An 11,196-nucleotide genomic window follows, 5' to 3' on the forward strand; every position below is an offset into this window, starting at 1 on the left:
CTCCGTGAGCGACGCGCGTCAGCTGCTTGGGATGAAAGGTGCCTCCGGCACCACCAACATCTGGAAGCTGCGGCTGCAGCTGATGAAACCGGTCACATGGATCCCCCTAATTTGGGGCGTGATCTGTGGGGCCGCCGCCAGCGGCAACTACCAGTGGCGTTTGGATCACGTGCTTGCCGCCTTCGCCTGCATGTTGATGAGCGGCCCCCTGCTCGCGGGCTTCACCCAAACCATCAACGATTACTACGACCGCGAGATCGACGCGATTAACGAGCCCTATCGGCCGATTCCTTCGGGAGCGATTCCTCTGGGCCAGGTCAAGCTGCAGATCTGGGTGTTGCTGCTGGCAGGCCTTGGGGTCTCTTACGGACTCGACCGCTGGGCTGGGCACAGCACCCCGGTGGTGTTTCTCCTGGCCTTGGGTGGCTCTTTTGTGAGCTACATCTACTCAGCACCTCCGCTGAAACTGAAGCAGAACGGCTGGCTGGGGAACTACGCCCTTGGGGCCAGCTACATCGCCCTTCCCTGGTGGGCCGGTCAGGCCCTGTTCGGTCAACTCACCTGGGGCACAGCGCTCCTCACCCTCGCCTACAGCCTCGCTGGACTCGGCATCGCTGTTGTCAACGACTTCAAGAGCGTCGAAGGCGACCGCGAGCTCGGCCTTCAATCCTTGCCTGTGGTCTTCGGGATCGAACGTGCTAGTTGGATCAGCGCCGGAATGATTGATGTTTTTCAGCTGGCGATGGTTGCCGTCTTGATTGGGATCGGCCAACATTTCGCAGCGGTTCTGTTGGTTCTCTTGATTGTTCCTCAGATCACCTTCCAAGACATCTGGTTGTTGAGAGACCCCGTGGCCTTTGACGTCAAATATCAAGCCAGCGCCCAGCCGTTCCTGGTGCTCGGAATGCTGGTGACCGCATTGGCTGTGGGCCACAGCCCCCTGACCCAGGTGATGTGAACCGTTCCCGCCTGCAATGGGCTCTGATCGCAGGCACTGCAGCTGCGGTGGGAGTGGGGGCTGCACTGGGCACGAGAGCTCTGACAGAGCTGGTGGATGCCACTCTTCCAGATGCCCGGGGAATTGCCAGCTTCAACCGACCGGGAACGATCACCCTGCTCTCCACCAACGGCAAGGTGATCCAGAAGCTGGGGCCAGCGACCCGCGAGAAGGTCAAGCCCGGCACGATGCCGCAAACGGTGGCAGAAGCCTTCATCGCCGCGGAAGATCGGCGCTTCTATCAGCATGACGGGGTGGATGGCTGGGGGATTGCCCGCGCCATCGTCACCAATGTCCGCCAGGGCGCTGTCCGGGAAGGGGCGAGCACCATCACCCAGCAACTGGCCCGAACCGTCTTCCTGAGCCAAGACCGCACCATCACACGCAAACTCAAGGAAGCGGCTCTAGCGATGAAGCTGGAACGCCAGCTGAGCAAGCAGCAGATCCTCGAGCAATACCTCAATTACGTCTACCTGGGATCCGGCGCCTATGGCGTCGCCGACGCGGCCTGGATCTATTTCTCTAAAACCCCAGATCAGCTCACGGTTCCGGAAGCGGCGATGATCGCTGGGCTGCCCCCGGCACCATCGATCTATTCCCCCCTGGTCAACCCTGATCTAGCGAAGGAACAGCGTTCGATCGTTCTCGATCGGATGGCGCAGGCCGGGTTCATCTCCACCAGCGAAGCGGAGCGCGGTCGCAACAGCCCCCTGGGGCTTAAGCCTGCAACACCAAAATATTTCAACAGTGCAGCGCCCTACTTCACCACTTGGATTGCCCAAGAACTGCCCAAACTTTTAACTCCCGAACAACTTGAAGTTGGTGGGGTCAAAGTTCGCACCAGCCTCAATCTCGACTGGCAAAAAAAAGCTCAGCAGGTTGTTCGAGCCAATGCACCATTCGACACTGAAGGGGCGATGGTTTCGATCGATCCCGGCAACGGACTGGTGAGAGTGATGGTGGGCGGGAAGGATTTCTCCAGGAGTCAGTTCAATCGCACCATCCTGGCGCTGCGCTCTCCAGGTTCAACCTTCAAGCTTTTTCCTTATGCAGCAGCCATTGATCGGGGAATGAAACCCGAAACCAAGGTGTTTGACGCAAAGCGTTGCTGGAATGGCTACTGCCCCAAAAACTTTGGGAACAAGTACTACGGCAACATCTCCCTGGCCGATGCTCTGAAGAATTCACTCAACACGGTGGCTGTTCAACTGCAAGACATCGTTGGGTTTGATGCCGTCATTGACATTGCCAACAACTTCAACATCGGTACCGAGCGTCCTCTCGGCAAGTACTACCCCATGGCTATTGGGGCCTACGAGCAAACCATCCTCGACATGACTGCGGCCTATGCAGGCATGGCCAATCGCGGTGTGTTTTTCACACCCAGCCCCTTTGAGGAAATCCGCGGACCCAAGAATGAGCTTCTTTGGAGTCGGCGATTGAGTGGAAACAGAGGACGACGAGCGGTTGACAGTGATGTCGCCGACACCATGAACTGGATGCTGCAGCGGGTCGTGACCGGCGGCACAGGCATCGCCGCGAAACTCGATGATCGGCAGGTTGCCGGAAAGACAGGAACGTCAGAGAACACCCGCGATCTCTGGTTCATCGGTTCGATTCCTCAGCTCACAACTGGTGTTTGGTTCGGATACGACGACGATCGAGCCACCAAAAGTACGAGCGGCGAGGCCGCATGGGCTTGGAAACAATTCATGCTTCAGATCAAGGACGAGATTCCCGTCCGCGCCTTCCCTGACAAACCCAAGCTGAAACGAAAAATGCGTCTGGCGGTCGATCCAAAAACGATCGCCAAACCGCCCAAGACAAAACCCAAACAAGAGCCGAAGGCCACCTCCGAGCCTGAAGTACCTCAACCGACTGCAGAGACTGAACTGGAACTGCTGAACCCCACTCCCGTGGCACCTCCGCGTCGCCAGACGCCTTACCTATGGAGAAACCGCTCGCAAGACGACAACGTTGATCGCCAAGGTCGCCGCTGGACCCGGGATTAATCCAACGGCCTAAACCCGCTGAAGCACAGCGGAATAGAACCCATCCCCCCCGCTGGCTTGATCCGGCCAGCGCTGGCTTTCCTCCTCCAATCGCAGCGAGGGGTGACGCTTCAACAAGGCCTGCACCTGAGCATGATTTTCATCTGGATGAATGGTGCAGGTGGCATAAACCAACGATCCAGCGGGAGCCAGCAACGGCACAAGCCCATCCAGGAGAGCCTGTTGTTGGGGCAGAAGGCCGCGGATGGATTGCGGCGTCACCCGCCAACGGGCATCGGGGTGACGGGCCAAGGTGCCAAGCCCAGAGCAGGGAGCATCGATCAGGATCCGCTGGAAAGATTCACGCCATTGGGGATGCTCTTCCAACAAGTTGGTGGCATCCGCTGCAAGCGCATGAATGGAAGCAAGGCCTAGCCGAGCTGCATTGGCCGCGACGCGCTTGAGCCGTCCAGGAGACCGATCCACAGCCCAAATCTCAGCCTGATCTCCCACCAATTCCGCCAAATGGGTGGCTTTCCCGCCCGGCGCAGCGCAGGCATCGAGGATCCGGTCCCCAGGCTGGGGTTGCAGCAGAGGCGCAATCCATTGCGCCGAACAATCCTGAACACACCAATGGCCCTCCGCATAACCGGGCCAGTGGCGCAGGTCGCCGCTGTGACCGGAAATGCGAAGGCCATCAGGACAATCAAAGATGGGTTCACAGCTGATTCCTGCCGCTGCCAAGGCCTGCTGCACCTGCTGCGGGCTCGAGCGCAGCCGATTCACCCGTAAATCCAGATCCGGCACACGGTTGCAGGCGCTCGCCACTGCCTCGGCTCCCTCCGAACCGCGCCAGTCGAGCAACAGCTGGGTGAACCAATCTGGAAGGGAATGGGCCTGGGCCAGCTGAGCCGCCTCATCATTCGGCAGCTCAAGGGTTTCGCCGGCATCCCGCGCCCGCAGCGCCGCCCTCAGAACCCCATTCACGACGGGAGCCAGCCGTGCCAGCCCCTTGCTGGTTTTGGCCAATTCAACGGCGGTGTTCACCGCTGCTGAATCTGGAATCCGCTCCATCAGCAGCAGTTGATAGAGACCCACGTGCAACAGCCAGCGCAGCTTGGGCGGCTGCTTCGACGCGGGAACTTTGCCCAGCCGATCCAGCCAGGCATCGAGGTAGCCGCGTTGACGGATGGCGCCATAGGCCAGCTCGGTCACCAAGCCTCGATCCGAGGGTTTGAGGTCCCTCTCCCGCAGCAACCGCTCCAGCGCCACATCGGCATAGGCCCCAGCCGCAACTGCCTGCAACACATCCCAGGCGAGGCGGCGCGGCAGGAGTCCAATCGGAGCCGAATCAGACAAGAACACCAGGCATCAAGCTCCAGCATGGGTGTCCGGGTGCCAGAGGAACTGGCGTAGGGGCAAGCGTCCTTCCACATCCACCGGAATGCCTTCTGCCATCAGCAACTCCCGCTGCATCCAGTCACTTCCCTCACGGCTGAGGCTCATCGCAATCCGACCTTGAGCATTCACCACGCGGTGCCAGGGAACGGTGGATGGGCGCTTGAGGCGACGCAGCGCCCAGCCAACCTGTCGCGCGCAGCCGTAAGCACCGATCAAATCAGCGATCTGGCCATAAGTCGCCAAGCGACCGTGGGGGATGCGAGCCACCTCGCTCCAAACACGCTGATCAAATGTGGATGAGGACGACTCCATCAATCTGCGGGGCTTTGATGGGAGCTTTCATGCATCAGAACCCAGACGTCCTCCGGTGCCGCCGGAGACGTACGGTTCAACAGAGGGATCCTTGAGCAGGATCTGGATGGCGACAGAAGCACAGACTTCTTGATTGTCTTGCCAGGCCCCCAAGCATGGAAGGACCCCCATCTGTTGCTCTAACCCGATTCATCGCCCATGCCCCTGCTGCCGCGACGGTTTGAGCGGCTGAAATCCGTGCTGAACCACCGCATGGCGGACCTCACGGTGCTGCTCGAACACGTGGAGAAACCCCACAACCTCTCCGCCATCCTGCGCAGCTGCGATGCCGTCGGGGCGCTGGAAGCCCACGCGGTGAGTTTCGACGGGCGTCCGCGCACCTTCAACAGCACGGCCCAGGGCAGCCAGAAATGGGTGCCTCTTCACGACCACCCCGATACCGAAACAGCAATCCGCTACTTAAAAGAGCGGGGGTTCCGTCTCTACGGAACCCACCTCGGGGTGAATGCCAAGGACTATCGGGACTGCGACTTCACCGGACCCACCGCCTTCGTGCTCGGGGCGGAGAAATGGGGGCTGACCGATGAGGCCAGGGATCTGATGGATGAAGCGCTGTTCATCCCCATGCGCGGCATGGTGCAGTCACTGAACGTGTCGGTCGCCACGGCAACCCTGCTGTTTGAGGCGCTGCGCCAACGCCAGGTGGCCGGCCTGGCGCCGACCCAAGGCGAAGGGCTTAAGCCTGAGCAGTACCAACAATTGCTGTTCGAATGGTCCTACCCCGAGGTTGCTCGCTGGTGCCAAGAGCAGCAACGGCCCTATCCCGCCCTGAGTGAGGAGGGCGAACTGATGGAAGAGCTGCCTCGGACTGTGAAGCTGCGCTGCTGATCCGACAAAACACTTGTATCTCCGCGAACCCTGGGCCATAACCAAAGCAGCGGATTGTCAGCAATGGACAACAAACAGCTGCACCAGTACGCGGTCACATACCACTGCGGCCACGAGTGGGGCGAGGAAATGCTCCAGTCCGACGATCTCAGCCATGCCGTGGAAGCAGCCCACGCCATCTTCCCGAGCTCCTGCCGGATTTCGATTCGAGAGGTGAAGGCCCCGAAACAGGCCTGAGCTCAACGCGACCGCCGCGGCACCCCAGGCAACTGAATCGCAGCGATTAACACCGCTGCCTCCAGCAGCAAATTGCGGCTCACCAGGACCACCACCATCACCAAGGTGGTGGCCAGGATCCGCTCGAGCAAAGCGATCACATCGTCCATGCTGTCGCAGCTCTTCTTCCAGAGCAGTGCTGCCATGCTCAGCAAAAGCAGGCTGATCCACCAGGCCATCAAACCCGAGCTGATGGGATCAGTCTGACGCGGGGCGGGCTTCGCCGCCGCTCACCCAAGCCTCAATGCCTTCCCCAAGGAAGGACAGACCGAGCACAAGAACAAACATCGCCAGACCTGGGAACAGCGCGGTCCACCACACCCCAGTGGGCACCGCAGCCAGAGCCAGATTGAGATCACCGCCCCATTCGGGCGCGGTCTCCGGCAGGCCCAGGCCGAGAAATCCCAGCCCCCCCAGCACCAGCACCGCATCGGCGGCATTGAGGGTGAGCAGCACAGGCACAGAGGTGATCACGTTGCGGAACAGATAACGCCGCAGGATCCAAAGCGGCCCCGCCCCCAGGCTCTGGGCGGCTTCCACAAACAGTTCGCTCTTCACCTGGGCGGTTTGGTTGCGAACCACCCGGAAGTACTGCGGCACGTACACCACACAGAGTGCGGCGGCGGCATTGGGAATTCCCTTGCCCAACAGAAACGCCAACACCACCGACAACAACAGCACCGGCAGGGTGTAGAGCGTGTCCATCAACAAGACCATCACACGATCGACAGCGCCACCGAAGTAACCACTCACCATCCCGAGGGGTACACCGACCACCAAGGCCAAGCCAACCGCCAGCAGCACCACTTGAAGGGCCACCCCACTGCCGGCCATGGTGCGCACACACACATCCCGGCCCAAGCGGTCCGTGCCGCACCAATGGGTCCAGCTGGGGCCTGAATAGATCGGGTTCTCCAGGCCAGCATTGGCATCCGGAAGGATCCCAACACTCACCAGCACGGGCGTGATCAACGCCACCAACAGGTAGATCCCCACGATCACCAGCCCCCAGCGGGCCATGCGGGTCGAGAGGCTGCGGGTCACGGGCAAGTTGGCCTCGGGCAGATGCATTGTCTCCCGAACCGCGGAAGAATGAATCCATGCCTTCCCGCTACCGCTGGCGACAACGACTCCTCGGCAGCCTCCAAGGTCAGCTGCAACTGGCCACCTATCTCGTTGTCTTTCTTGGGTTCACCGGAGCCTCGTCGGTGGGCTTGTTCATCGGTCAGCGGAATCTGCTGGCCAATGACCGGCAATTGGCCCGCCAGAGCATCGAGCTTTGCGAAGACGCCATCACGGACCTGCAGAACGATCCAGCACGTCTTGAACAGGAGCTTCTGTTCCACTCCAATCTGAACACGAACCTTTGGATCGAACGCAACAACGGCGTCCTGGTGCGGCCCAGCATTCACCAGTCCCTCTCGGACGACACGATCCAAACCGCAATGGCCACCAACCCAGGCCGTGAGCCGGGGCTTCAACACACGATCGACGTCGATGATCAACGGCTGGTCACAGAGCTGGTCAAGCAGCTCCCCGATGGCTCACGCCTCTGGATGGCACAACGGGCCAGCTCCAACCTTCAAGCCCTGAACAATTATTTGGGGTTGATGATCATGGTTTGGGGCAGCTGCCTGGCGATCACCTTGCTCAGTGTGAGCTGGGTGGTGCGGCGCGTGGTTCAGCCGTTGGATCAGCTCAATTCCGCCACCTCCCAATTAACGGCCGACACCCTGGCCAACGCCAAATTGCAGCTGGGTCAGGGCCCTGTCGAAGTGATGCAGCTGAGCCGCACTTACAACGACTTGTTGGAACGTTTGGCCCAGTCATGGAGTCAGCAACGCCAGTTCGTGAGCGCTGTGAGCCACGAACTGCGCACCCCCCTCACCATCGTTCAGGGCTATCTGCACCGCACGATCAAACGGGGCGACAACCTCAGCCCCGACCAGGTGAAGGGGCTAGAGACCGCAGAGGATGAAAGCATCCGCATGCGCCGGCTGCTGGACGATCTGCTGGACCTGTCCCGCGGGGATTCCGGCAGATTGGCCCTCGCCAATGAACCGCTGCGCATCGCCGACCAGCTGGAAGAAGTGGCGGATCTGGCCCGCAACACCTTGAACCGTCCCCTGCTGCTGGAACTGCCTGACGATCCAATGGCCCGCGATGCAATCGCCCAGGCCGATCCGCCCAGGCTGCGTCAGGTGCTGCTGGATCTGATCGAAAACGCCGACAAGTATTCGCCTGAGCGCTCACCCATCCGTCTGGTGCTGCGGCACACAAGCGGTGCGTCCTTCATCGAGGTGATCGATCAAGGCATCGGCATCCCGCCTGAAGAACTGGGGCAGGTCTTCCAGCGCTTTCAACGGGCCAGCAACGCCCCAGAAAAAACAGGCTCCGGCTTAGGACTTTCGGTGGTGAAGCTGCTGGTGGAGGGAATGGGCGGCAGCATTGAGGTGCAGAGCAGCCTGGGTGAAGGCAGCTGCTTCACCGTGATCCTGCCGTCATGATTCCGTTTCTGGTGTTCTGCTCACTGCTGATCCCGGTGAATCTCTGGGCTGCAATCACACCACACATGCACAGCGATGTGTCGATGCGCATCCTGCACGGCGTCTGCACTGTTGTTTTGATTCCCCTGCTGTGGACGCTCTGGGATCAACGGCGTTTGCTGCGGACTCTGCCTGCGCTGGTGTTGGCGATCTTTGCGACGGTGATGGTGGTGGTGAACAGCTGGATCACTGCCATGGGCATGGGCGTGGAATTCGGCTGGTTGGATCACCTGTTCCTGGCGATGTCTGAAGTGGCGTTAACGGTGTTTTTCTTGATGGCTCCGGAGCCAGAGGCCATCCCAGAGCCTTAACCCACCGCCTGGGAGCGAACACGACGGTCACCGAGGCGGGAGCGTTGTTCAAGCTGAATCTGCAGCACCGGCAGTCCGGGCGGCTGGTGGAGTTGGAACGACTCCACGGCATCCAACACAACACGGTTCTGATAGCGGCTGCCAGCTCGAATGCTGCCCTGGAGATCAAAGGCAGGCCCGCAGCGCATCAAGACTGAGCCGCGCCAAATCGCTGATGGCGCCGGTCCCAGGCTGTACAGCACAGGATCAGAGCCGTCGCTTGGCGTGATAGCGAGCTGGGGTCGCCGACCGGCCAAAGCACAAGGCCAGCTAACAGACGGATCAGGGTCGATCCGCCAGCTGGAGGCTCGCTCCAGATCGCCCTTCACCAGCTCCAGCGTGCGGCGTTGCCATTGCTTCAACTGAAAGCTCTCTGCAAGAGAGCCGCCCTGACGGGTTTCTGCGAACAACAGCTGAAACGCCACACCGCAAAGCAGACAGCCCACAAGAGCCGCCAGCATCAACTCCACGAGCGTGAAGCCCTGATCTTGGTAAGGCCTACGCATCGCTGGGTTGGCAGAGGGCACTGCTGAGGGCGCTACTGGGATCACCGCGGTAGACGCCACTGCGGCTGATGCCCAGGGGCAGGCCGATCACCAGACACAAGGCCTGGGCATGGCTGGGGTGCGACACGACCACCAGGCCGCCATCGAGCACCAATCCATTGGTGCTGAAGCGAACGGCGTCCGGCAGGTTGCTGCGCAACTCCAGCTCACCTTCACCTGTTTCAACCAAGGGCGTCACACCCCCCCGGCAGGCCGGCAGATAACCCGCTAGCGGCGGCTGCCAACCGTTCGCGCTGAGTTCCAGGGCACAGGGCTGGCGATCCCGTTCGGCGGCCATCCGGCCCCGGTCGAGCCCCACCCGTAACCGGCGCAAAGCGCTGTCCAGCGCCAAGCGCCGTTGCACGGCACTGGAGCTGGGGATGGCCAAGGTCGCAAGAATCCCCAGCAGCGCCACCACCACCAGGCACTCCACCAGGCTGAAGCCATTGGGCCGATTGCTCATCAACCCGTCAGTGCGCATCAGATCACTGGGCATCGCTGACCTCCCGCGGGCAATGCCCCAGACCGGCTGGGGTGACCAACTGACTCCGCCTGAACGGGATCTCAGCAGCTGGGTTCGTCAGCTCGACGACGAGCCAGAGGCCAGCCCCTGAAGGTTCAAAACGCCAAGACGAAGAAAGGCCGGCGTCTTTCGGCAAACCCTCCAAAACACCGACCACTGCATCACGATGCCAACGGCAAGCCAAATCAACGACGGCAGCACTGGCCAAGGCCCGCCGACTGGCCAGGAGCCGTTGCTCCAGCAACCGCACCTGCTGATCGGTGCGTAACGACGTGGCGGTGGCCTGGCTGGTGCGCGACCACCCCTGGAGAGACACCTGGCTGCTGATCCCGAGGATCACCGCGGACACAACAACTTCCGTGAGCGTCATGGCAGCGGCTCCAGATCCAGACGGCTCTGGCGGCCATCACTCCAACGCAGCTGCAGAATTCCAGCCATCGCACCGTGGGGTTGCCAATGCATTAGCTCCCAGTCGCGATCCACGACGCGGCCGAATTGAAGCAGCGCAGGATTCACCCCAGGACAACGCTCTGAACCCTCCCACTCCGAGGAGGGCAACGCCAACAAACAGGCATGGGCTCCAACTGCGTGCTGTTGAAACGCCATCGCCACCGAACGCTCGGCATCGCGGGTCTGGGCGGTGACCAGCGACTGACGGCTGCGCTGACGGGCGTGCAAGGCAAGGGTCTGCAACGACAAGCTACTGAGCAGAAGCAGCGCCGAGGTGGTGAGCGCCAAGGGCAGGGCAAAACCCTGCTGATGTGGATCAGGCAATCGCATCCAAGCTCGACAAACGTTGGATGAAGCATTCCCCGCTGCGGAAGCGACTTAGCGTGAAGAAATTGCAACCAGCCTGTGAGCCCGGAGCAGAACCGGCTGCTGATCGTCGATGACGACCCGGAACTGCTGCGGTTCCTGATGGAGGAACTCGGCGATGCCGGCCACCACTGCACCGGCTGCGACAACGGTCAGGACGCTCTGCTGCGTTGGCGCCAAGAACAGTTCGATCTGGTGGTGCTCGACTGGACGCTTCCGGACTTCTCTGGTGTGGAGCTGTGCCGCCGTCTGCGCAGCAGCGGCAACACCACGCCGGTGTTGATGCTCACCGCCCGCGACGATGTGGACGAGCGGGTTCAGGCCCTCGACGCAGGGGTGGACGACTACCTGACCAAGCCGTTCAACCTCAAGGAACTGCACGCCCGGGTACGGGCCCGGCTGCGCCGCGGTGGTTACGAACAAGACGCACGCGGCGAAGCCAGCGGCATTGAACTCGGTGATTTGCTGCTGGATCCAATCGAACGCTGCGTTCAACGGGGAGAACGCAGCATTGCCCTCTCGCAGCGGGAATTTGAGCTATTGCTGTTCCT

General features: G+C 61.1%; 15 protein-coding genes. 7 read left to right on the plus strand and 8 right to left on the minus strand.

All coding sequences use genetic code 11. The annotated features are described in order from the left end of the window. Positions 1-4: 4 nt before the first annotated feature. The gene (gene chlG / locus NCN06_RS11425) at positions 5-958 is read left to right on the plus strand and encodes a chlorophyll synthase ChlG (RefSeq protein ID WP_115023815.1); all 954 of its coding nucleotides are present in this window, start codon (positions 5-7) and stop codon (positions 956-958) included. Beyond that, a complete protein-coding gene (locus NCN06_RS11430; protein WP_226422921.1) occupies positions 955-3,009 on the plus strand; it encodes a transglycosylase domain-containing protein in 2,055 nt (684 codons plus the stop codon). Before chlG ends, NCN06_RS11430 begins: the two co-directional genes overlap by 4 nt. Before the next feature lie 9 nt (positions 3,010-3,018). Here the strand turns inward: NCN06_RS11430 and NCN06_RS11435 are convergent, their stop codons facing one another. After that, the gene (locus NCN06_RS11435) at positions 3,019-4,356 is read right to left on the minus strand and encodes a 16S rRNA (cytosine(967)-C(5))-methyltransferase (protein WP_226397924.1); all 1,338 of its coding nucleotides are present in this window, start codon (positions 4,354-4,356) and stop codon (positions 3,019-3,021) included. Between the two features lie 3 nt (positions 4,357-4,359). Continuing rightward, a complete protein-coding gene (locus tag NCN06_RS11440) occupies positions 4,360-4,701 on the minus strand; it encodes an MGMT family protein (protein ID WP_226397891.1) in 342 nt (113 codons plus the stop codon). A gap of 198 nt (positions 4,702-4,899) precedes the next feature. Here NCN06_RS11440 and trmH point away from each other — a divergent pair, with 198 nt between their 5' ends. Both trmH and NCN06_RS11450 read left to right on the plus strand, forming a co-directional pair. Beyond that, positions 4,900-5,589, plus strand: a complete 690-nt coding sequence (gene trmH, locus NCN06_RS11445) for a tRNA (guanosine(18)-2'-O)-methyltransferase TrmH (RefSeq protein ID WP_226397892.1) — start codon at positions 4,900-4,902, stop codon at positions 5,587-5,589. Between the two features lie 63 nt (positions 5,590-5,652). Next, positions 5,653-5,826, plus strand: coding sequence for a hypothetical protein (locus NCN06_RS11450; protein WP_166016831.1), 174 nt, complete (start codon positions 5,653-5,655; stop codon positions 5,824-5,826). A gap of 2 nt (positions 5,827-5,828) precedes the next feature. On the opposite strand, the gene NCN06_RS11455 is transcribed toward NCN06_RS11450, so the two are convergent. Beyond that, positions 5,829-6,044: a hypothetical protein gene (locus NCN06_RS11455; protein WP_226397893.1), complete on the minus strand. Its 216-nt coding sequence runs from the start codon at positions 6,042-6,044 to the stop codon at positions 5,829-5,831. Between the two features lie 19 nt (positions 6,045-6,063). After that, on the minus strand, positions 6,064-6,936 hold the full coding sequence (locus NCN06_RS11460) for an ABC transporter permease (RefSeq protein WP_250398946.1): 873 nt from the start codon (positions 6,934-6,936) through the stop codon (positions 6,064-6,066). Between the two features lie 29 nt (positions 6,937-6,965). Here NCN06_RS11460 and NCN06_RS11465 point away from each other — a divergent pair, with 29 nt between their 5' ends. Continuing rightward, the gene (locus tag NCN06_RS11465; RefSeq protein WP_250398947.1) at positions 6,966-8,372 is read left to right on the plus strand and encodes a sensor histidine kinase; all 1,407 of its coding nucleotides are present in this window, start codon (positions 6,966-6,968) and stop codon (positions 8,370-8,372) included. Further along, on the plus strand, positions 8,369-8,722 hold the full coding sequence (locus NCN06_RS11470) for a hypothetical protein (RefSeq protein WP_226397895.1): 354 nt from the start codon (positions 8,369-8,371) through the stop codon (positions 8,720-8,722). Before NCN06_RS11465 ends, NCN06_RS11470 begins: the two co-directional genes overlap by 4 nt. On the opposite strand, the gene NCN06_RS11475 is transcribed toward NCN06_RS11470, so the two are convergent. The 4 genes from NCN06_RS11475 to NCN06_RS11490 are packed head-to-tail and all read right to left on the minus strand — an operon-like array spanning position 8,719 to position 10,609. Continuing rightward, positions 8,719-9,288 (minus strand): prepilin-type N-terminal cleavage/methylation domain-containing protein, encoded by a 570-nt coding sequence (locus NCN06_RS11475; RefSeq protein ID WP_226397896.1) that lies wholly within the window; start codon positions 9,286-9,288, stop codon positions 8,719-8,721. The two genes, NCN06_RS11470 and NCN06_RS11475, sit on opposite strands and share 4 nt — an antisense overlap. Then, positions 9,260-9,802 (minus strand): pilus assembly FimT family protein, encoded by a 543-nt coding sequence (locus tag NCN06_RS11480; protein ID WP_226397897.1) that lies wholly within the window; start codon positions 9,800-9,802, stop codon positions 9,260-9,262. The genes NCN06_RS11475 and NCN06_RS11480 overlap by 29 nt, the downstream gene beginning before the upstream one ends. After that, entirely contained in the window at positions 9,792-10,199 is a 408-nt protein-coding gene (locus tag NCN06_RS11485; RefSeq protein WP_226397898.1) for a hypothetical protein, read from the minus strand. Before NCN06_RS11485 ends, NCN06_RS11480 begins: the two co-directional genes overlap by 11 nt. Further along, positions 10,196-10,609: a hypothetical protein gene (locus NCN06_RS11490; RefSeq protein WP_250398948.1), complete on the minus strand. Its 414-nt coding sequence runs from the start codon at positions 10,607-10,609 to the stop codon at positions 10,196-10,198. The genes NCN06_RS11485 and NCN06_RS11490 overlap by 4 nt, the downstream gene beginning before the upstream one ends. 75 nt (positions 10,610-10,684) lie before the next feature. Here NCN06_RS11490 and NCN06_RS11495 point away from each other — a divergent pair. Continuing rightward, the coding region (locus NCN06_RS11495) for a response regulator transcription factor (protein WP_350223194.1) at positions 10,685-11,196 on the plus strand (512 nt) is incomplete at its 3' end.

Source organism: Synechococcus sp. MU1648, from assembly GCF_023630615.1.
GTDB lineage: Bacteria > Cyanobacteriota > Cyanobacteriia > PCC-6307 > Cyanobiaceae > Parasynechococcus.

Bases quoted from the DNA above. Each gene is read 5' to 3' on its own strand.
- NCN06_RS11440 (WP_226397891.1), bottom strand. From the start codon at position 4,701: ATGGAGTCGTCCTCATCCACATTTGATCAGCGTGTTTGGAGCGAGGTG.
- trmH (WP_226397892.1), top strand. From the start codon at position 4,900: ATGCCCCTGCTGCCGCGACGGTTTGAGCGGCTGAAATCCGTGCTGAAC.
- NCN06_RS11450 (WP_166016831.1), top strand. From the start codon at position 5,653: ATGGACAACAAACAGCTGCACCAGTACGCGGTCACATACCACTGCGGC.
- NCN06_RS11455 (WP_226397893.1), bottom strand. From the start codon at position 6,044: ATGGCCTGGTGGATCAGCCTGCTTTTGCTGAGCATGGCAGCACTGCTC.
- NCN06_RS11460 (WP_250398946.1), bottom strand. From the start codon at position 6,936: ATGCATCTGCCCGAGGCCAACTTGCCCGTGACCCGCAGCCTCTCGACC.
- NCN06_RS11465 (WP_250398947.1), top strand. From the start codon at position 6,966: ATGCCTTCCCGCTACCGCTGGCGACAACGACTCCTCGGCAGCCTCCAA.
- NCN06_RS11470 (WP_226397895.1), top strand. From the start codon at position 8,369: ATGATTCCGTTTCTGGTGTTCTGCTCACTGCTGATCCCGGTGAATCTC.
- NCN06_RS11480 (WP_226397897.1), bottom strand. From the start codon at position 9,802: ATGCCCAGTGATCTGATGCGCACTGACGGGTTGATGAGCAATCGGCCC.
- NCN06_RS11485 (WP_226397898.1), bottom strand. From the start codon at position 10,199: ATGACGCTCACGGAAGTTGTTGTGTCCGCGGTGATCCTCGGGATCAGC.
- NCN06_RS11490 (WP_250398948.1), bottom strand. From the start codon at position 10,609: ATGCGATTGCCTGATCCACATCAGCAGGGTTTTGCCCTGCCCTTGGCG.